The organism is Litoribacillus peritrichatus (genome assembly GCF_039537985.1).
Taxonomy (GTDB): Bacteria; Pseudomonadota; Gammaproteobacteria; order Pseudomonadales; family Litoribrevibacteraceae; genus Litoribacillus; species Litoribacillus peritrichatus.
Genome location: NZ_BAABBN010000004.1, coordinates 1,639,769 through 1,661,323 on the forward strand (window position 1 = coordinate 1,639,769; position 21,555 = coordinate 1,661,323).

Consider the following 21,555-nt stretch of genomic DNA (forward strand, 5'->3'; position numbering starts at 1 on the left):
TGTGGCAGAGGTGATTTCCACATCCGTGGCACTGGTCAGCGTATAGGTTGCACCACTCTCACCGGTCAAGGTAAGCGTTGAAACGTCCACGTCGTTGGTCACGCCTGGGAATTTCGCCAGGTTGCTGCCCGTCACCACCATCGCGCCGCTGGTTGCATCGTAGGTCGACGAGGTTATTGTTGGCGATGCGACACCGCTCACGGTAACGCCATTGCTGGTCAAATCGGCAATGGTTGCACTCGCTGCTGCCCCTGCCAGCCAGTCTTCGGCCGCCGCCAGGTTGTAGGCCGCCCCGCCATCGGAAGTTAGGCCGTCTTTATTCAGTAAGCCATTGACGTTGAGCTGATCCGCTGCATTCAACGTCAGGGTAAATGAGGTCGCACTGGAAATTTCAACGTTGCTGGTCGTCAAGGTGTATGTATTATTGCCTTCGCCATTCAGGGTCAGCTTGGTCACATCGATGTCGTTTATCGCACCGGATTTGCTGACAAAGTTGGTGCCGGTGACCACCAGGGTGCCGGTATTGGCCGCATAGGTCGCAGAAGTAATGGTGGCGACGGGGACGTTACTGACCGTAATCCCGGTGGTGGCATCCGCGATGCCCGGACTGGTGGCCGCACCCGGCATCCAACGATCCGCCGCATTCAGGTTGTAAGTGGTGTTGTCGCCTGAAGTGGTGCCGCTTTTATTCAATAGGCCATTCACCACCAACTTATCGGCGGCACTCAGTGTCGCAGAGAACGCCGTGGCGGAAGTGATTTCGACATTGGTGGTCGTTAATGTACGGATGCCGCTGCCTTCGCCAGTCAGGGTGAATTTCGAGAGGTCCACATCGTTCAGTGCCCCCGCTTCATTCACAAAGTTGGTGCCGGTAACGGATAACACACCCGTTGTCCCATCGTAAGCCACCGAGGTGATGGCCGGATCGATGACGCCACTGACGGTGATGCTATTGCCCGTCAGGTCAGCGCTGTTGGTGCCTGCATCCGCGCCAGGCATCCAACGGTCTGCAACCGCCAGATTGTAGGTCGTGCTGTCAGACGAAGACGTACCATTTTTATTCAGCAAACCATTGATGTTGGTTCGATCAACCGCGCTCAAAGTCAGACTGACCGTCGTACTGTTGGTGATTTCGACCGAAGACGTGGTGGTCAAGGTGTAAGAACTATTGCCATCCCCTAACAAAGTGAACTTGGTTGGATCAACATCGTTGGTGGCCCCGACTTCTTTAACAAAGTTGGTACCGGTCACCACCAACACACCGGCGCCTGCGTTGTAGGTGCTGCTGGTCACCACAGGGACGGCAACATTACTTACCGTAATGCCATTACTGGTGGCGTCACTGATGTCGGTGGTGGGCGCGCCGCCCGCCAGCCAGTTATCAGCCGCCGCCAGGTTGTAGGTTTGTCCGCTGCCGGAGGCCGTGCCGTTCTTATTCAGCAAGCCGTTAATGTTCAATTGGTCAGTGGTATTTAAAGTGACGGTAAAGGCGGTGCCATTGGTGACTTCCACGCCAGACGTCGTCAGGGTGTAGGTGTTGCCGCTGTCCCCCGTGAGGGTCAGTTTGGTCGGGTCAACGTCATTGGTCGCCCCCGCCACTTGACTGAAGTTGGTGCCGATAACCACCAAAGCACCGCTACTGAAGTCGTACGTTGCGGAAGTTATGGTCGGGTCGGCCTGAGCACTGACCGTCACCCCATTGGTTGCATCCGAGGTATCGCCTGCCGTGACATTGGCCATAAAGTCATCGGCCGCTGCGAGGTTAAAGACAGTGGCATCGTCCGCCTGTGTGCCATCTTTATTGAGTAAGCCATTCACATTGAGCTTATCGGTGGCGTTCAGCGTCACAGAGAAGGAGGTGGCGTTGGTGATTTCAACGTCCGAGGTGGTCAGGGTATAAGTGGCGTTCCCTTCCCCTTTCAGGGTTAGCTTGCTGACACTGACATCATTGAGCCCACCGGATTTGCTTTCAAAATCCACCCCGGTCACCGTCAAAACACCGGTGCCAAAGTTGTAGGTCGCGGAAGTGATGGTCGGTGCAGGCACATTACTGACTGTGATGCCATTGCCGGTCGCATCCACAATGTTATTGCTGGTTGCCGCCCCCGCCATCCAGTCTTCCGCCGCATTGATGTTATAGGTAGTTGAGTCTTCTGATTGAGTGCCATTGACGTTTAACAGTGCATTCACGGCGGTTTTATCGGCACTGTTTAAGGTGACACTGAAACTGGTTTCATCGGTAATTTCAACGTTGGTGGTGGTTAAGATGCGGGTGCCACTGGCTTCCCCTGAAATGGTCAATTTGGTTAAGTCCACATCATTGGTCGCCCCGGGGTGTTTAACCAACCGGGTCCCGGTGACCACCAATATACCCGTGGCAAAGTCGTACGTTGCCGAGGTGATGGTTGGGTCTGCGGAACTGGACACCGTGACGCCATTGCCGGTGGTATCGGCAATGGTGGCATTGGTCCCGGCGCCTTGCTGCCAATCTTCGGCGCCCGCCAGGTTGTAAGTGACGCTGTCATCCGCCGCAGTACCGTCTTTGTTCAATAAGCCGTTCACATTGATTTTATCGGTATCGCTCAGCGTGATCGTAAATTCAGTTTCTGAACTGATCTCGACTGAGCTGCCCGTCAACGTATAGCTATTACTTCCCTCCCCGGTCAGGCTCAGCTTGGTGGGGTCAATGTCGTTGGTGGCCCCGAATTTACGAGCGAAGCCGGTGCCGGTCACCACCAAGGCTTTACTGTTCGCGTCATAGGTGGCACTGGTGATCGTCGGAACTTGCACATTACTGACCGTCACCGGGTTGGTGGCATCTGCGATGTTGGTCGAGGTCGCCACCGCTGGCATATAGTCGTCGGCAAGATTTAAATTGTAATTTGTCGCGCCATCATCGGCCTGAGTGCCGTTTTTATTAAGCAAGCCGTTCACCACCAATTTATCGACGGCATTCAATGTAACAGTAAACGAGGTGGCACTGGAAATCTCCACATTACTGCTGGTTAAAGTATAAGTATTGCCGCCTTCCCCGGTCAGCGTCAGCTTCGTCACGTCGACGTCATTGGTAGCTCCCACCGCATTCACAAAGTTGGTACCGGTGACCGTCAACACGCCCGTGCCTTGATTGTAGGCGGCAGACGTGACGGCAGGCGCGGTCACATTGCTGACATTGATGGTCGCGGCGGCATCAGCAATGTTTTGATTGCTTGCGCCACCCGCCATCCAGTTATCCGCAGCGGCCAGATTATAAGCCTGTCCACTTTCAGCACTGGTCAGGTTTTTATTCAGAAGACCGTTCACATTGTGCTTATCTGTGGCGCTGAGAGTGATAGTAAAGGCCGTCGCAGAAGTCACATCCACATTGCTGCTGTCGGTCAATGTATAGGTACCACCACTGTCTCCGGTGAAGGTAAAGGTATTCGCCACCACATCATTGGCGGCACCGCTGACGGCAGAAAAACCCGTTCCCGTCACCACCAACGCACCGGTACTGGCATCGTAGGTGGAGGAAGTAATCGTTGGGTTGGCATAATTGCTGACGGTCACACCATTGGTGGCAATGGCGGTGTCCCCCGCCGTCACGTTGGCCACAAAGTCATCCGCAGCGGCTAAGTTATAGGTGATGCCATCGTCTGCTGTCGTGCTGTTTTTATTGAACAGAGCATCAACCCGCAGTTTATCGGTGCCACTGATCGGCACGGTAAACTCAGTCGCAGAAGTTATTTCAACGTTGGTCGCCGAAGTCAGCGTGTACGCCGAGCCACCACCGCCTTCGCCGGTAACGGTGAGTTTATTGACCGTAATATCATTGGCGCCACCGGATTTGGCTTCGAAGTTGGTGCCTGTGACAACCATGTTGCCGGTACTGGAGTCATAGGTCACATTAGTGATTGTTGGGGTGGATGGATTCTGGATATTAGCCAGATCAAAAGTGCCTACCCTCATATAAGTAAGCGCTGTATTATCGGTGCGCCGAATGGTCAGTTTGCTAATTCCAGTCCAGTTAAGGTTTTTAGTGGTATTAGTGCCATTCAAGCTCAAGGTATCAATATCCCCCTTATCCGACTCAAAGGTGAAGTCTTGCGCCCCACTGCTATGAATAAACAAACTGGCGATATCGAACTCTTGCCCACCAGTAAAATCCAGATAAATCTTAGTACCTGAATTTCCAGCACTGTCAAAGTCTTCATAGCAGTAATTAGCACTACCATTACAATATAAAGAATCAGACCCTGGGTTATTAGTAGATAACCGAACCGTGTAACCGCTGTATAGATAAGTGTTAGGGTCACTGTAGTCGGATGCAAAGCCCGCTCCAGTAACTGCTAATACCGTAGAAAAATCCTGCATGGCAATGGAGTTTGCCAGTAACTCGGCCTCGATATCGCCCGTTTGAACCTCAAGGTCCCAATCACCGCCTAACTGTGCATTCCCGGTTAAATCATCAGACGCCGCCACATCCACGTTGGCTTGATGGGCTATCAATTCCAGCAGCTGCTCCCCTTGCTCTGTTTTGGCAAGTTCGCAACCGTAAAGCAGTAAGTCAGCTCCGTCTTTCAGTGCCCCATCAATATCTGACAAAGCATTAACTTCTTGATTTAACGTGGCCTCATTGATCTGAGAATTACCCAGAAGAATTGATCCATCGCGGCCGTGAGAAAATACATGCAATGCTTCGAGATCACGGTAATCCGACAGAATAGCGGACAGTTGAACCAAACCATCTTCAAGAGAGTTGACTTCTCTGACCTCCATACCAGGTTTAAGCTGACGGTAAATCAAATGCTTATCGGCAACGGCCTGATCAATAATAATCAGTTCAGAAATGGCATGACGCGCATCTAAAATCAATTCAACAGAAGATGACTTTTCACTGAATTCAGACGAAAGCGCTTTTGATGATACTAGGCCATTCTTAGAGGGAGTGCTCAGGTACAGTTCAGAAGTTGGCATCGCATGCTGAACTAAAGAAACAGGTTGATCCCTCAGCCTTTGTTCGGCTTGTTTTCTGTTGGCCGGGGTCAGAGGAGGCATGGTCATCGGTAATGGTTTTACCACCCCTTTGCTATGTCTGGCATAGGCCTGAGCAGCACCTTGATTCACCTGAAAACTGCTGTAAGCCTGCACAGGTGCGCTGCATACGCCTAAAGACATCATTGCCGATGTGATGCCATTTAAAAGATGCTTATTCATAACCCGACCCTAGTCTATATTTGCGTTACTTGGCTGATTACTTAAAGCAAACCACTTCAAAACCATTCACTTTAAGACAACTCAATTCTCGATAACCCACTTAAAAACACTCTTTTTAAAACGCACTTCAGCAACTTTCTTCGAGCTGCCTATTTATAAGAAGTGTGTTCTCTCTACCCACTTATTTTGTCGAAATAATGCTCGCAGAGGTGCCTGCTGTGTCCTGCCAAAATGCCATATCACTGTACTTTTGAAATAACTCTGGCGGTAAAATGCTTCGCCGGGATTTAAATTCGACTTTTTTCTTTACTTGGTGCAGTCCCTTCGCTCCCAGGTTCTGATCAAACTCATTGGCCTCATAGTCAACACTATTAAAGTCGTGGTCGTACATAGGTTCACCAATGAACTGATAGAGCAACTCAAGTGTTTTCACGGGGTGCTGAGTTAACAGATCATAATCCACAAGCAGCAAACGATCAGAATATTCACCGTAATACGCCTCTTTTAGAGCCGTCCAGGCACTGCCCACAGTACCGGAAGCACTGATCATGCTTTCACAACGGGAATAGACGGTTTGTCGAGACTGAGGGTTGTAGATACGACTGTAATCGAAGGGGTTTTTACGATAAATGGTTTCAAAGCTGTCCATCACCCAAGCGGGATTCCGAACACAGCAGATCACTTTAAAGTCGTCATAGAGTTCAGTCAGTTGATGAAGACGAGCCGTCCAGATGCGGTTAGTATCAAAAATAACCTGCTTATCTGCTTCTTCTTGATAATAAGTCGTGAATAACGCCCGACAAATATCTTTTCGTTTCTGCTCATTAAAAAAGGTAAAGAACTCACTGCCTGCGCCCATTTGCTCAAGACACCCATTCATCAACGAAGCAACAGGACTCGACATAGCCGCATAAAAATCGGGGTTCTGGCGTAATATTCCTGCCAACAAAGTAGAACCCGAACGAGGTAAACCAGAAATAAAATGTACTTTTTGCATACGATCCATGTAATTAATCGATAAGTAAGTTATTTGCCACAAATCATCACTACACAACCAAACTAAGCACCATTTATTGACTTAATCTGTTGATCGTAGTCGGACTCGGCGCAACCCAAATAACCTGTACTGCATTATCATTACAGTGTTCGAAATAAGGTTCCCTAATGTTTAAAGGACGAATTACAATACTGAGCATTAATAACGGAATTTTCCATTACACGGGATTACATCACCAAGTAAATTACTCAAGAATAACGCCACCTCTAAACCACTCAGCGTTAACAATAGACGATAATTTGAACCTATAAGGCCAAACTTCAAAAAATACGAAAAAGGACTGAGTCTCCTAAGAGCTCAACTACATCAATCAATGCCCCATCCCACATCCCTGCTCGCGTTTAGAGGATTGATCATATTTTTAGAACACTGTTTTTATTTAGGGAACCTCTTACATGGACACCGCCCGTTTGCCAAGCTGAATCCGTAACAAAAAAGAGACATTTCTCTCTCCGCTCTTAGTCTTCACCAACATCAAACCAAACCCTACATCACTGATTTACATACTATTATTTTTATAAAACGCTGAAATGTCGTTCGTCCATCATCAAAGGCACTGTCCGGCTCACTTGCTGATGATTCAGTCTCTAAATATGCAAAAGAAAAGTTAAAGTCAAAAATCTGTATAGAATCTTTATTGGTAAGCCTAAATATGAACTGAAGTTACTTTTTGAAAGGGCTTCCAGAGAAAAAATTTTTGAAAAAACAGGCTGGATCATCCGGATCAAAGATGCCTGCTTTCAGAGTTAGATACGCCCGACACCCACTTTGTAAAAAACGTTAAAAAAGCTTTCACTTGGCGTGGCTGATACTGCCGACTGGGATAAATTGCCTGCAACCCAACACTTTCAGTATCCTTTTGACTGAAGCCCCTCACAAATTGCTCCAGCACTAACACAAGCCTCCCATCCGCAATATCTTTCTTCACATCAATCAATGACTTCATTACTATGCCGTACCCTTGTAACGCCCACTGACGGATAACATCACCGTCAGAACAGGATAAATACGGGGTCACTTTAAGGGTTTTACGTTGTGCCTGAGACTCAAAATGCCAGTCATTCAGCGGCTGACCATGACGCTCTAAAACCAAACAACGATGGTGAGCCAGGTCTTCAGGCACAAGAGGCTCCCCAAACGAATGAATGTATTCTGGCGAAGCACATAATACGCGCCTATTTTCCATAATCGGACGGCTGATTAAGTTGCTGTCTGGCAAATTACCAAAGCGAATTGCTAAGTCCACCCCTTCATCAATAATATTGATCAGGCCATCCGCCAACATCAAATGAACACGAACCTTTGGGTGTTTAGAAACAAACTCAGCAATGGCCGACGAAACGTATTGCCGACCAAAGTCAGAGGTCGCTGCAACCCGCAAGCTGCCACTGAGTTCTTGCTTTGTTTCCTGTAAACCATTTTCGGCATGAGCCACCTCTTCCAGCACTTTTAAACAACCGTAATAAAAACGCTCACCGGCTTCTGTCAACGCGATGTTTCGCGTGTTTCGGGTTAAGAGCCTGGTATCATAACGTTTTTCAATTTGGTTCATTCTTGCTGTCATGCTTGCAGGCGACAAACCCAGCTTTCGCCCTGCCGCAGCTAAGCCACCTGCTTTTACGACATGAACGAACAACTCCATATCATCAATTTTTGCCATAATTATTCAGTTTTTCAAAATAGTCTTTTAACTATAAAGCCAATTATAAATTCTCACAAAATAGTTAATCTACTTTCTCCGAAACAAAGGAGAAAGTCATGCGACTTAATCACGCCTTGGTAATGGCATCTGACGTATCTGAAATGACCACCTTTTTCAAAGAGTCCTTAGGACTTTCGGAAGGTTACCGGCCCCCTTTTGAGTTTGAAGGCGCCTGGTTGTATGACGACCAAAACATGCCCTGTATTCATATTGCAAACCGTGACAACGTGAACCCTCAACAAGCCGAATATTTACGTCAAAACTCAGCCCCGACCTCCCTTTCAGGGATAAACACCATCGACCACCTCGCTTTCAGCACAGAGGACTACTCAGGGCTGGTGCGCAGATTAGTCCGACACAAACTCCCTTTTATCGAGCGAGATGTACCTGCCTCCGAAGAGCATCAGGTATTTGTCTTCGGCCCGGACGACTTGAAAATAGAAATCGTATTTGACCGCAAACAACTGCTTTCACTAACCCACAAAAACAAACTCACCGCAAACAGGAACTGAACATGACTAACCCACTATTTGAACCTGCAACTATCAGCCACTTCTCTACAACCAATCGAGTCGTGATGGCTCCCATGACACGCTCGCGAACAGAACAACCCGGTGATATTCCGACCGATTTGATGGCAACTTATTATGCTCAACGGGCCAGTGCTGCGTTGATCATTTCGGAAGCAACCCAGATTTCCGCGCAAGGAAAGGGTTATTCATTCACTCCGGGGCTCTATACCCCGGAGCAAATAAGTGGCTGGAAAAAAGTCACCCATGCTGTCCATAACGCAGGCGGCCGAATATTTGCACAACTGTGGCATGTAGGGCGAATGTCCCATCCATCATTTCATGCTGATGGCAAACCCGTTGCGCCCTCCCCACTCGCACCAGATGCTCAAGTTTGGGTGGTCGGCGAAGATGGCATCGGCCGTATGCTGGATTGCCCTGTTCCCAGAGAGCTGAGCAAAAATGAAATCCAATCCATTATTGATGATTATCGCCAGGCGGCCTTAAATGCCATCGAAGCAGGTTTTGATGGCGTCGAAATACACGCAGCCAACGGCTACTTAATTGATCAGTTTTTAAGAAGTACCTCAAACCAACGCACCGATGAATATGGCGGAAACGCACAAAAACGTCTGCGTTTTGCTTTTGAAGTTGTCACCGAAGTCAGCAGGGCAATTGGCGTTAAACGTACAGGCATTCGGCTTGCGCCTTTTATTACCCAAAGAGGAATGGATGACCCTCAAGCGGCCGATAGCATTTTGCTTGCAGCAAAGAAGTTCGAAGACCTTGGCATTGCTTACATTCATTTAGCAGAAGCGGACTGGGATGATGCGCCCATGGTTAACGAAGCGTTCCGAATTCAGTTAAGACGCAATTTTTCCGGAGCCATTGTCGTCGCAGGCAACTATAACGAAAGCCGTGCCGCTGACCTGATAAATAAGGGACTTGTCGACTTTGTGGCATTTGGACGTAAGTTCATAGCCAACCCGGACTTGCCCTACCGCTTAAAAAACCAATTGGCTTTAAACGAAATTTCAGATCCTTCAACCTTATTTGGCGGCAACGAACGAGGCTACACCGACTACCCTAATCATGAGTAATACAGCGAATTGGCTCTGTTTTCACTCACTTCATTCAGAAAATCCTGCAGTTCTGGTCAACACAGAACTGCTTTTCTTAGGAATAACCCAGAATTTTTACTGACGGAACCTAGACGCCATGTTTTTCTACAAGCGGCTCAATGTCGACTCGAAAGACAATTGCTCTGTAGAAGTTCACTCTGTAGAAGTTCACTCTGTAGAAGGTCAGTCTGTAGAAAATCACGCTCCAGCATTTTCAGACTCTGTTGCCTGAACTGGCGTTAGATCTTTTTCTCTTTCATCATTGGCATCACTCAAGCTGAAACCAGCCTCTTTCCAGCGTAATGCTTCGGCTGCGGTGTAGGACTCCTTCTTCAAACAACCCATGAATTTACAGAATGTTACCATTTAGCCTGAGCAGACCACTCTGAGCAGTTAATAGACTCTGATAAAATACCTGTCCAATTGGACAAACTAATTAGTTACGGAAAACATACAAACCCAGTGTTCCTATGTGCAAATGACTCTCTGAATGAGTCCACCGGTTTGTTGACAAGACACCAGCCACAGAAGGCCCTCTATGCTTGAGTTTCAAAAATCGATTCAAATCCCTATTATCATCGACCAACCCGAGTCTCTACGCAGCGCATTGCAACAGTACCAGCAACACCTGGCTGCAGAAACGGCGTTTCATAAAGAACAATTTGATATTGAATTTGTCGTTCAAGAAGATAACAGCACCCGTCGCCTGCAATTTCAGGACATCGAAGACGACCATTGGCGCGAACTGGCTTACACGGCCTATCAGCAAGGGCCGGAGTCATGGACATTCAGTAAAGATGAAACCATCGCCGATGACGCCGAATATTATGTATCCGAAGCCTTACTGTTTGCCATCGGGCTACAACACGAATCGGTGGTCGGCGAACTGGTGAACACCGCCGAAGCAATCGTCGCCTATGCCCGAAAATACAACGACACTAGCGCCATGTGGACCGACGACATGCGCGTGTTCGGCGCAGAAGCGCTGTTTTTATTGTGCTGCCATGACTGTAAATATCTGACCTTGTTGGCCCAGTTTTTTATTCCTTACTGGGACGATGAACACGCCGGTGGTTACAGTGATTACCTCGCCCATTTTGTCCACAAGTACGGTTGGACGCACGACGTGATTAACGCCTATATCTGGTGTGACAACAGAGGCATACGTTACCAGATGTATGGCAACGAATGGGAAAGTGACACCCACTATCAACCATTAGGTGAATTCTTAAAAGCCAACCCGGCCGAATACACCTGGTTCAAGCAAGCCTTAACTGAACGCCTGCGAACTAGTCCGAAAATGCTGTACTGCGAAAGCAGCGACTTTGATAACGCCGACCCGGTGCTCGACTTTTATTTAACCCTGTTGCCCGAAGAAGGTGACCCGTTCGACGAAGAAGACCTGGAAAAGCACAGGCAGCAGCACTTTATCAGCGCCAGCCTAGAAGACGAAGCCCTCGACTTACAACAACAGATCAAAGCACAAACCGATAAGCCACTGGTTTGTTATGCCGAAGATAATATTTATCTCAAAGATCGGTCAGAAAGCGACAGAGAGCTGGGCGATGAGCTTTACAAAGTTAACCCCCTGATTCTGGCCCTGCCCTTAGGTGGCACCTTATGGCGGCACATTATCGACGGCAGTCAACCGGACGTCTTTAACGCCTTAGTCGAATTTCCCGTCGCTGAGCTAGCCAAGCAACATGCACCCGAATTGTATCGCGATCTCAGCGACCAGTTGCTGTTTGGTGAAACGAATAAAGACATCAATCATGAACTGGGGCACTTTCTCAGCGACTTACTGCGTGAAATGCTGTGCGATGACGAAGACGCCGAAGAACTGGCCGACATTATGCCGTCACAAAGCTATCAACAGCGGTGTGAACAAACCCTGCGTATGCTGGACATCTTTTACCGGATATTAGGTCAGGACGAATTGGATGATTACATACGTGATCAGCTGGTTGATCGATATGAGTTACTCAGCGCCGGAGAATACTTTGCCCGCTACTCTAAAGTGCCGGAAGAAAATTACGAACAGCGACTGAACATTCGTTTACTGAATGACGTCGGCCATCAATTCTGTGATATGGACGAGTTGCTGTACCAAGACAATCTGGAACAAGCGCGCGAGCTGATCAACGAACACCGAACGTTGGCCAACCCGACCCTTTGGCCAAAAGAAGACGATGAGTTCACAATCGGTCAATACGCGTTGATGGCCTTCTTACTGCACGACGATGTTCAAAATAACCACAACGATGCCTACACCGAAACGCTAGCCGCCCAGTTCGATTCACCGCAGCCCTGGCAAGCCCTATTCGATTATCTGCGCAAAAACCTCGACATTCTGGGCGAAGGGATTTTTGATAAGCAAGGCATGAATGCCGCTCAAGTCGAACAACTGGCCGATTACTTCACCGCCGAACAACCACAATTAACTCAACCGCAGGTAATTGAGTTGTTTCAGCAATATGCCCACCGCGAAGAAGTGGTGCGTGGCCCTCTGAATATGAACCAGTTTAATCAGCAACAGATTGGCTACCATTTTTTAAGTGACCATGACGAGAATTATCAGCGTTGTTTATTAATTTGTTTCTGGCTGCTAAAGGCACCCAAAGACTGTGTCTTTAAACAACAAGCCAAACGCCTGTGGCAACTGATGGTGGCATTAGCGCCGGTACGGGTAACCCGACTGGTGTCCCAAGCCTACTCCACGAATAGCTACAGAGTTGAATTTGACGATGGCGCCGACGCACTGGAGCACTATCGCCTCAGGATGTTGGGTGCCGATATCGATCGTGCTTATCTGCAGGCCTTTCAGGTGAGCCAATGTCGACTGAATCATTACGACGGCCCGGAAGAATACGAGGAATGGCTGGATAAATTTGCCCACATCGACAGTGACGACCAGTCGGTATTTGGCCCGCTTAAACGCCGCGACGCTGAGGCCTTACATCATGGCCTGCTCTACATCAACGAAAGCACCAAAACCGAATTTTATCGTCGACTACTGCTGAAATACCCTCGTTTCAGCGAGCTGTATCAGCAAGAACTGAACACCGATCTGCCCCAAGCGCTGCTGCGCAGTATTCAGCTCAGTCTGAATACGATGCAATGTGAAGACTTCAACGCGACCTTAACAGACGAATTTAACACCGAGTTTGTCGAACTGAGTGATGAACGTCTGGCGCAGAAACCTCATCAGGTCAGTGAACAGTTCCGGACTCTGAACAACCTGGCACCGCTGGACATCGACTGGCAAAGTTTGTGGTTATTGCAGGACCGTGGTGATCACTGGGGAATTATTGGTGGTTCAGAAAAACCGGCCAAAGCATTAAACCAGATTGGCGGTTTTGTGTTGCTGATTAACAGTGACATTAACGGCGAACAGCTGCTGCAACGTTGTTTCGAGCTAACCGACCGTGATTTCCGCAGCCAGCAACTGCTGGATCAGATTATGAGTTACCTGCAGGGTGACGCCAATTATCAGACGACCCTGACGATGTGTAAACAATACCTACATGGTGAATACCTGAAAGTGCAGGCGCCCGATTATCGTCTCAATGGTCTGGATACTCTGATTTGGTTATTAGACGACACCCGCCGTGATCGCCTGACGAAATTACTGCTCAACGTGAATTATCGTGGCTTTAAACTGTTTGAGCGTAACCTGGTAAATCGCCTCCTTGACCAAAAGGTACAACAGGACGAATTGTCATTACTACAACGTCTGGAAATGGACGATGACGACGATGAATATCAAGAACAAGCCACCGCTCAGTTCTTAATGTGGATACAGGAATTAGGCGTGTGTTATGAACACATTCTGTTGTACTGCGTTAAACATCATCGCCTCAAGGCATGTCAGTTATGGGTGGTGGCTTTGACACAAACCAATGAGCTGAAAAAAGTCGCCAAATTTCTCCGCGCTAATAATCGAGTAACGCTCATGGAAATGCTGGCCGAATATCCGGACGCTCGTCCGTACCTGGCCAACTTTGCCAAGGATAAATCTCGTGCGGTTCGAGATGTGGTGACAACACATTTAAAGGAAGTAATGAGTTAGAGAGAGATAAATTGTATTAACCCAGTCCAGATGTGCGTCTATTAGGCGCATTTACTGGATGGGTATGAACTGAATTAAGCTAAAGACGTTAATGCCAAACTATGGCGGTCGAAAAATCGCTGATCATTTCGCTTACGGCTATCTTACAATATCTACTCGTTTCTTCAAAAATGAACTCTCCCGCGCTGCTTCAATTACCTTTAGAACATTCAATCCATCTTCTAAACTACAAGTAGGGGATTTATTGCCATCCAAGATATCCAAAAACTCCAAAGCTACTTCTTTAAACATATCATTCCTTTCACAACAATATGTCTTTTTAACCCAGTTGATCTCTGATTCAGATGTACAGTAAGCAGTTTCATTTGGATCAACAGACCATATCATCGTACCTTTCTCGCCAACAAATTTAATATGCTTTTCATGGGGTCTTCCGTACAAATCTAAGTGCATAGTAATTCTTTTATTATCTTCATACTCGAATATCATATCGACATTATCATCACTATCAATTTCTAACGAACTTAACTTTTCTATTCGAGCATAAACGTCTTTAGGTAAACCAAAAAACCACAACATAATATCTATCCAATGGCTTTCATCTAGCAATGCCCCACCGCCAAGCTCTCTACTCGCCATGAAGAACTCTCGATAGTCTTCCCAAGGGTGCCAATCAGCAAGGTGAGCGCTCATCACAAAATATATATGATGAAGATCTCCTAAAATACCTGACTTCAGCAACTTGTTAACATGCCTTAACGGCTCCCACCATCTAAACGTATATCCAAGCAGTACCGAAGCATCTTGATTTTTAGATATATCTAAAAGCCTTGAAGCACTCTCCATATCCGGAGAAATAGGTTTCTCTAATAAAATAGAAATACCTTTTTCTAATAAGGAAATACATTGATCGACGTGAAATGAAGGAGGCGAACAAATCACCGCACCAGAGAATTGTCCACCATCTTCAAGAGCCAAGTCCAAGCAGGAGAAGCTATTTTCAACTAAGATAGTTTTCGAGAGCTCTTCACAACGGTCAATCCTCGGGTCAACACATGAAACCTTACACCCCATTTCCAAGAGGTTTTGTGCGTGTCTTTTTCCGACACTTCCAGCTCCGACGATTAATAAGTGTTTCATTCGTATCTTTTCCTTGTATTTTATCTAATTTCGAGGGCCATTAGACTGTATGCCTCTTCATCAAACGATGCCTCAATGAAAATAGGGCCTTCTTTATCCCATTTTTCCAACATACATCCGAGTTCACGCAAACAATTAACGGGCTGACTGTCTATACCCATTCCGTTAACAATACCATACCATGAAGAGTCTGCTGGAATGACTCCCTTAGATGTAAACCTGTTCGAATCAGTTACCCGTTTCACTGAAGAAAAACCACCATCAGTAAGAAGCACAACAACTAAAGGCAACTTCATCGCTTTAGCAACTTTTAATTCTGCTATATACATCCCTATCCCTCCATCACCTGTGTAACAGACTGTCGGAACAGATCTATCAGCTAACGATGCCCCAATAGCTAAAGGCAATGAAATACCCATATAGCGGCCCTGTCCTGATGATAAATACAGATGGTGCTCACGAACATTACAAACATGTTCTCCCACTGTACAAAAATCACCAGTATCCAAAACAATTCTTGCATATCCTTTAAAGTAAGACTCGATGAAACTGTAAACACTCGCAGGTAAAAAGTAAGAAGTATCAAAGTAAGCGTTAACAATTTCCTGACGTTGCGCTATTAACTCCTCTCCCCAGTTCTTGTTTTTTAGGGCAGCAATAACCTTATTGTAATTGTAAGAATTTGAATCAATTAAATAGTCGAAATTAAAGCCGTTAATATATTTCTCTTCAACTTCATCCAATTGAATTGATTTGCACTTAAACTGTTGAGTCTTTAAAACTTCGCTATGTCTCAACCCAATCGATACAATCAAATCAGTCTGAGTCAAGAGCCCATACTCAGGTGACTTTTCGCCACCTACTCCTGTATAGACTCCTGCTGAATACTTATTTGTTTCGTCAAAAATGCCTTTCGCACAAGCAGTTGAAAATACAGGTATGGCAAGCTCATTTATAGAATTTCCCCACACCTTTCTTGTAGCAAGACTTCCAACAATAAGAACTGGCTGTTTAGCTCTACTAATTGCTTCGACAACTTCATCAATACAACCTGCAGGTTTTGAATTCTCGCCTTCGAATAAATTTGTATCAATATCAGCTAATTCTATATGTACGGGACCAGGCGGCTCAGTTTTAGCGACAAGAATACACTTACTCAGTAAATCTTCATTCCCCACTAGTGACTCTCTCGTTTTTACGTAAGCTCGCAGCACATCATCCTGATCAATTTTCTTGTGTGCTTGAGAAGTAGGGGATTGCTTCCCGTAGCACTCCGAGATAGAAATAACAGGTAAGTTTTCGTATCTGCATGCTGCGACCCCAGGTATCATATTGGTTAACCCTGGTCCTTTGATAGAAAGAGATATCCCTATATTTCCTGAAGTTTTCGCATAACCTCCTGCCATCAGAGCAGCACTCGCTTCATGATGAACAAGAATAAACTGAACCCCTTTCTTCTCTAGTTGATCTAGTAAATAGTAACTAACTCCGCTTCCTGGAATTCCAAAAACATATTCCACCCCACTGTTTGCAATATCAATTGCCAATAGATCAAGTTCTTTGTTCATGCGACTACTCACTGAAACATTTTTTTACTTTCTCTGCAGCCCTCTTACACACAAGAGTGACAGCGTCAGGTGAAAATCCTCCGATATGAGGAGTGATTATTAAATTACTGTTTTCTCGACAATATTGAACAAGTGGACTTTGATCAATATCAGGCTCTCCTTGCAATACGTCGAGACCTGCAGCGCTTATTCGACCACTCTTTAACCCCATCAACAATCCCTCTTGAGAGACAATGTCACCTCTGGAGGTATTAATCAAAACTGCACCTTTTTTAATTGACGAGAGCAACTTACTACTCACTAAGTCACGCGTATCTTCTGTCAAGTGAACATGGATCGATATAAAGTCGCTGTTAGCAAAAAGATCTTCCAAGTTTGCGGCTTCAACTGATTCAGGAAGGGAACTTACATAAGGATCATATACGATAACTTTCATTCCAAAAGCCTTAGCATATTTTGACATCCAGCCACCAATTCTCCCAAAGCCAACTAATCCTAATTGCTTCCCATTTAACATCACTCCAGGGAATTCCTCTCTGACCCAACCTCCTCGCTTAACATGCTCGTATGCGCCAGAAAGCTTACGTGCACAGGCCATCAATAATGCCCAAGACAGTTCTGCTGCCGGTGTCAAATTTTGAAGTAACTCTTTATCTTCTTTAAGCGTGCTTATTTTAATCCCTCGCTCCAAGGCTTTTTCTCGAGAAATATGGTCAGACCCCGTCGTAGCACAAGAAACAATTTTAAGATTTCCAGCCTGCTCCAATATGGAATTGGTAATTTTAACTTTCATTGATGCATCTACAAGCGCATCTGCTTCCATTAATGAGGAAGCAACCTTATCTACCACAGCTTCAACATGCGTAACATCACAACAATCATTTAGCACCGAAGTTACGACTTCAAAACCTTCAACAGCGCCCAAATAAACAACATTATATTTTTTTTTCAAGAGCGAACTCCTATCCAGTTTAACAAGCAAAAATTGTAGTTCAGATACTATCAGTACGAGTTAAACATTAACTTTATCGTTGTTTAACTGCAGTAATGTTTAGTAAACCACCGTTTGCAAAGAGAACTTCATTCGAGAACCTCAACTTTCCCCACTTAGCACGATATAACGATCAGAACAAAGAGAAATTGAAAACCGACCCCAGATTAATCTGTATGATTATAACTTTCCGAAAGAATGGAAACTTCTAAAGGCTCGCTTTAACACCCGTGCCTCCCACTATAAATCTACGATATACTCATCCAAGACATCACAACATACTTCCTCACTGTATCTAGCGCATGAGATTACAAATTAGTATAGAACGGCTGAAAGCCACATTTAATGAGGATGTGAGCCTTAGATGATTTATATCAACCAAATAAACATAATATATCTAATAAGGCGCCACAACGCCCAAATTCACTGAGATAGATGAAATACCCTGCAAACGTACTATGAATTAAAACAAGTTCGACTCTACCTGCTCTTTTTCGAAATATGATCGCTATTTCCCTAGAAGTCCTAATTTTCGTTTGTTTTTTTAAGAAAAAGGAAAGAAAGGAAAGAAGACAGCCACTTTCAGAAAAATCTTAACTCATCACCAACGAAGCTTTAAACGCTTACAACAGTTTTCCATTAAAACTTACCAATAAGCCAAAACCCCTCAAAAACACAGATTTCAGGCACAGCAGAGACTCAGCACGCGCCGATTAGTTCATCTTCTTGAGGAATATTAATCAGGAAGTTCGCAGTCGTTGATACCCAAGCAGTTGGCTAACCTGCTTCATCTTATCTGCCTCTCCCTCAAAGGTTTTATAAGATTTCTCAAAGCCCTGAGAAAGCTTTAGCCATTCTTGTTGATCCATGCAGAGCCGTTCAAGTATTTGCGGCAGTTTGCTTGATAAAGCTCCGCGTTTATCATCTCTTACAATACGCCCTGTCCAATCAACCAGAGCTAGGTAATCCGTTAACGGGACAGGTAAGCCTTTCTTGAGCTCATTGTTGGGGTAACCAGTAAAGGGGAACAAGCTTTTGACTTGTTGTTCAGGCGGGTTTGTGTCTTGGGCGTTGACCGCTTTTTGATAGCGCCTTTTTACAGAAGTATGATCGGAATGTTCTGGTGTTCTCGCCATGTTCGCTCGTATGGGGTTGAGGTCAACATAAGCCATGCAAGCCAACAGCGCTTTTTCATCTAACAGAGCTTGAGATTTGAAGCGCCCTTCCCAGAACCTTCCGGTGCATTGATCTTCTCTATTCGCCTCTCTGGCAATCGCTTCGTTCAATACTCGCATGAACCAGCTTATGTCCTGCAACCGCTCACGCCATTTTGAAATCAGTAAATCTAAGACGATCTTCTCACCTTCTGATATTTCTTGATGTTTGAGAAACTTTGCTGAGATCGGAGAACCCCGAAATAGTTTATGCCAGCGCTCTGCTACTTCGTAGTCTGACCAGCCCTTCGCCTGCTCACTGTCCACATAAAGCACCACTTGATAATGGTCGCCACGCGATGATTCGACATGATGGCGTAGGCAGCGATTTCAATAGCGAAGATAGACGGAAGAGACAATAACTTATTCTCAAGCCAGCCTCGGCGATGCTCGTAGCTCTTGCCTGTCAACTGATCTAGACCACACAGAAAAGCACGCCTGACGCAGCGTGAAACGCAGTGATAGTAAGGCGTGGCATCCAGAGATATTTGAGCTTTGCGTGGCTTGGGCATGAGACTGGCCTTGAACCGGTTAGATATCCAATACTGTATGCAAAAGGCTCTGATCCCTTTACGTGTTGTTAAGCTATACTATAGATAGTCAACGAACTAGGAGATCATTATGAATTCTCAACAGTTCCAGTCACTATCTGAACACCTTCACACCCTAAACTTCATCGAGCTTAAACGGGTTCGTCATCAAGTCGAACAGATGATCTCTAGCAATCATCTCGGCCATGTTATGTCTGACTGCGAAGAACGTATCAACCATTGTCCATATTGCGCTCATAATAAATTTATCCGCTATGGCACCACAGCAAGAGGCCAGCAACGCTATAAATGCAAAGCCTGCAACAAGACCTTTAACACTTTGACCGGTACAGCCTTGGCCAGACTTCGCAACCAGGACAAATGGTTGCAGTACTCTGATGGCATGTGGTTAACGGAAAAGCTACGGCCAGCCGCAAAAAAACTGTGTATTAACTTTAAGACCGCTTTTCGCTGGCGCCATAAACTGTTAGCCCATCCAACCGAAAGCCGTTGTCAGCCCTTGGCCGGAATCATTGAAGCTGACGAAACCTTTCTCAATGAGTCTTTCAAAGGTCGCAAGAAAAGTATGACCCGTAAGTCACGTAAGCGGGGTGGTGGTAAGGTCACTAAAGTTCCGGTTTTCTTAGCCTTGGATCGTCAGGGCCATGTGGCGCATCAAGTATTAGAAGCGGACACAAAAGAGGAGTTGTCGGCGGCGATAACACCGATACTGACACCAGAAAGTGTTTTATGCACAGATGGAAATCTTAGTTATCAGGCCATAGTGAAGAAGCTGCCGTACGAGTTAGAGCACAAACGATTGATTTCGTTGGATAATGAGCGTGTTAAGGATGGAATCTATCATATTCAGACCTTAAACAACTGGATTATGCGATGGAAAGCTTGGTTGGTGCAGTTCCGTGGTGTTGGTACTGCATATCTGGAGCACTATCTTGCTTGGTTTAGACAAATGGACAGTTTTAAAGAAGAGCAACCGAGTTGGGTGGACGTTGCGATAATGTCAAATATTACCAACACGTAAAGGGATCAGAGCCATACACAACCAGCATTTGATACTATAAGCCAATCTTCTTAAGGTGGGTGTCCAAGTTTATTTGGGACAACACTGAACTACTACAATTACACGTATTCATACTCAACTTCCGGATAATCTTTTTCTACTAATTCACCTGATGGGCTGATCAAGAACTGCATTCCGATAGGATATTTAGTACCTTCATCATCAATGATATATTCACACTCGTCATCGTAAACCACTGCTTGAATTTTCTGACATCCTGCACAGTGTAGGACTTCAACCATCGCACGAGCAACATCAAAGCCCTCTTCCCCGCTATATAAATCAAGACAAAGTATGCCTTCGTTATTTGACCAGCCTTCTATACATGGTCGTGATCGATTTTTACTACGCTCTAATAGAGTTTGCCAGACACTTGATCTAGTACGCTCCATTAATTGCCACCAAGCATCAGGAAGTTGATGTATTTCCGGCGTTTTAGGAACCGTCTTCAAAGCGGCTTCCCATTGCTCATTATTCGGCTGAAAACAAAGTTCAATGCTGCATTCCGACATAGTCTGCCCTTTACTCTTTAATATCCCCGTCTTGAACCATTTCTTCGTAGGTTTTTGCTCCGTAGGATCTTAGAAGGTCGATAATTTTATCGACTTTACCGTCACGATTTTCTCTTTTATTCCGTTTCTTAAAGTAGAAAGCGCGATCTAACACTGACTCCTTGCTTGTCAAACAACACGCATTGGGATTAGCCCCCATTTCAAGTAAGGCTTTAATTGGTGAAGGGAGACATCGGTAAAACGCGCCATAAAGTGCAGTGGCGTGATAGCCATCATTATCTGCTGCATCAATATCCTTAGATAAACGAATTAGCTTATCCGTATACTTAGTATTTCGGCCAATAGCTATTAGATGAAGAGTTGTTCCTCCGAAGCTTATGCGACAATCAACATCGGCTCCTTTCGTCAACAGTTTTTCAAGAAATTGGTCTGACTTGTCGCTTGTATCTTCATCCTTCAAACCTGCCATACTCGACAAAACTAAAGAAATCCCTTCCTTAAAGCTTCCGGGTTCAACATAATCAAGTACAGCAAGTAACGCATCCGCATAGTCTTTATCCCATTCAAAAAACACTACGTTCTGCTTAATTTCATCCTCAGAGTCAAAGTTCTCATTGGATGATTTATTGTTAAAATACAAAGGCATGCCGTTTTCAGCCAATAACCGAACCATCTCTACATTATTATTTTGTATTGCTCCCATCAAAGGGTAACACCCCTTTGATGACCAAGTTTCGGTTAAATCAACTCCATCTTCTATCAGCTTTTTAACTGCATCTAGATTATTGTTCTTACAAGCCTCAGTTAGAAGCGCGTGCTCTTTTTTTACTTTAATCTTAATGGTCATAGTCTCGTCGTTTCGTAT

Annotated in this window: 14 protein-coding genes; 4 read left to right on the forward strand and 10 right to left on the reverse strand. The window is 45.7% G+C overall.

The window, feature by feature from the left end; genetic code table 11:
• From ABD744_RS08690 to ABD744_RS08700, 3 genes are all read right to left on the reverse strand, one after another.
• Positions 1-5,196, reverse strand: a 5,196-nt coding sequence (locus tag ABD744_RS08690; RefSeq protein ID WP_344797505.1) for a DUF4347 domain-containing protein, incomplete at its 3' end; no start/stop codon positions are given.
• Positions 5,197-5,377: 181 nt separating this feature from the next.
• Positions 5,378-6,202, reverse strand: coding sequence for a sulfotransferase family protein (locus tag ABD744_RS08695; protein WP_344797507.1), 825 nt, complete (start codon positions 6,200-6,202; stop codon positions 5,378-5,380).
• 775 nt (positions 6,203-6,977) lie between these two features.
• Positions 6,978-7,913: a LysR family transcriptional regulator gene (locus ABD744_RS08700; RefSeq protein ID WP_344797509.1), complete on the reverse strand. Its 936-nt coding sequence runs from the start codon at positions 7,911-7,913 to the stop codon at positions 6,978-6,980.
• A 98-nt stretch (positions 7,914-8,011) separates the two neighbouring features.
• On the opposite strand from ABD744_RS08700, the gene ABD744_RS08705 reads away from it, so the two are divergent.
• From ABD744_RS08705 to ABD744_RS08715, 3 genes are all read left to right on the forward strand, one after another.
• A complete protein-coding gene (locus ABD744_RS08705; RefSeq protein WP_344797511.1) occupies positions 8,012-8,467 on the forward strand; it encodes a VOC family protein in 456 nt (151 codons plus the stop codon).
• A gap of 2 nt (positions 8,468-8,469) precedes the next feature.
• The gene (locus ABD744_RS08710; RefSeq protein WP_344797513.1) at positions 8,470-9,564 is read left to right on the forward strand and encodes an alkene reductase; all 1,095 of its coding nucleotides are present in this window, start codon (positions 8,470-8,472) and stop codon (positions 9,562-9,564) included.
• Positions 9,565-10,123: 559 nt separating this feature from the next.
• Positions 10,124-13,654: a hypothetical protein gene (locus tag ABD744_RS08715; protein ID WP_344797515.1), complete on the forward strand. Its 3,531-nt coding sequence runs from the start codon at positions 10,124-10,126 to the stop codon at positions 13,652-13,654.
• A 138-nt stretch (positions 13,655-13,792) separates the two neighbouring features.
• Here the strand turns inward: ABD744_RS08715 and ABD744_RS08720 are convergent, their stop codons facing one another.
• The 5 genes from ABD744_RS08720 to ABD744_RS08740 all read right to left on the reverse strand — a co-directional run bounded on the left by ABD744_RS08720 (position 13,793) and on the right by ABD744_RS08740 (position 19,079).
• A complete protein-coding gene (locus tag ABD744_RS08720; protein WP_344797517.1) occupies positions 13,793-14,794 on the reverse strand; it encodes a Gfo/Idh/MocA family protein in 1,002 nt (333 codons plus the stop codon).
• Between the two features lie 20 nt (positions 14,795-14,814).
• Positions 14,815-16,362, reverse strand: coding sequence for a thiamine pyrophosphate-binding protein (locus tag ABD744_RS08725; protein ID WP_344797519.1), 1,548 nt, complete (start codon positions 16,360-16,362; stop codon positions 14,815-14,817).
• Positions 16,363-16,366: 4 nt separating this feature from the next.
• Positions 16,367-17,314, reverse strand: coding sequence for an NAD(P)-dependent oxidoreductase (locus tag ABD744_RS08730; protein ID WP_344797521.1), 948 nt, complete (start codon positions 17,312-17,314; stop codon positions 16,367-16,369).
• Between the two features lie 779 nt (positions 17,315-18,093).
• Complete coding sequence (locus ABD744_RS08735; RefSeq protein ID WP_344797523.1) at positions 18,094-18,834, reverse strand: transposase; 741 nt, start codon at positions 18,832-18,834, stop codon at positions 18,094-18,096.
• A complete protein-coding gene (locus ABD744_RS08740; protein ID WP_344797525.1) occupies positions 18,792-19,079 on the reverse strand; it encodes a hypothetical protein in 288 nt (95 codons plus the stop codon). Before ABD744_RS08740 ends, ABD744_RS08735 begins: the two co-directional genes overlap by 43 nt.
• Before the next feature lie 109 nt (positions 19,080-19,188).
• Between ABD744_RS08740 and ABD744_RS08745 the strand changes: the two genes are divergently transcribed.
• Complete coding sequence (locus tag ABD744_RS08745; RefSeq protein ID WP_344797527.1) at positions 19,189-20,139, forward strand: IS1595 family transposase; 951 nt, start codon at positions 19,189-19,191, stop codon at positions 20,137-20,139.
• Between the two features lie 98 nt (positions 20,140-20,237).
• Here ABD744_RS08745 and ABD744_RS08750 read toward each other — a convergent pair whose 3' ends face one another.
• Together ABD744_RS08750 and ABD744_RS08755 are read right to left on the reverse strand one after the other, a co-directional pair.
• A complete protein-coding gene (locus ABD744_RS08750) occupies positions 20,238-20,690 on the reverse strand; it encodes a hypothetical protein (RefSeq protein ID WP_344797529.1) in 453 nt (150 codons plus the stop codon).
• 10 nt (positions 20,691-20,700) lie between these two features.
• Positions 20,701-21,537: an ankyrin repeat domain-containing protein gene (locus tag ABD744_RS08755; RefSeq protein WP_344797531.1), complete on the reverse strand. Its 837-nt coding sequence runs from the start codon at positions 21,535-21,537 to the stop codon at positions 20,701-20,703.
• Positions 21,538-21,555 lie beyond the last annotated feature (18 nt).

Coding starts and splice junctions, on each gene's coding strand:
- ABD744_RS08695 (WP_344797507.1), bottom strand. CDS start 6,202: ATGGATCGTATGCAAAAAGTACATTTTATTTCTGGTTTACCTCGTTCG.
- ABD744_RS08700 (WP_344797509.1), bottom strand. CDS start 7,913: ATGGCAAAAATTGATGATATGGAGTTGTTCGTTCATGTCGTAAAAGCA.
- ABD744_RS08705 (WP_344797511.1), top strand. CDS start 8,012: ATGCGACTTAATCACGCCTTGGTAATGGCATCTGACGTATCTGAAATG.
- ABD744_RS08710 (WP_344797513.1), top strand. CDS start 8,470: ATGACTAACCCACTATTTGAACCTGCAACTATCAGCCACTTCTCTACA.
- ABD744_RS08715 (WP_344797515.1), top strand. CDS start 10,124: ATGCTTGAGTTTCAAAAATCGATTCAAATCCCTATTATCATCGACCAA.
- ABD744_RS08720 (WP_344797517.1), bottom strand. CDS start 14,794: ATGAAACACTTATTAATCGTCGGAGCTGGAAGTGTCGGAAAAAGACAC.
- ABD744_RS08725 (WP_344797519.1), bottom strand. CDS start 16,362: ATGAACAAAGAACTTGATCTATTGGCAATTGATATTGCAAACAGTGGG.
- ABD744_RS08740 (WP_344797525.1), bottom strand. CDS start 19,079: ATGCCCAAGCCACGCAAAGCTCAAATATCTCTGGATGCCACGCCTTAC.
- ABD744_RS08745 (WP_344797527.1), top strand. CDS start 19,189: ATGAATTCTCAACAGTTCCAGTCACTATCTGAACACCTTCACACCCTA.
- ABD744_RS08750 (WP_344797529.1), bottom strand. CDS start 20,690: ATGTCGGAATGCAGCATTGAACTTTGTTTTCAGCCGAATAATGAGCAA.
- ABD744_RS08755 (WP_344797531.1), bottom strand. CDS start 21,537: ATGACCATTAAGATTAAAGTAAAAAAAGAGCACGCGCTTCTAACTGAG.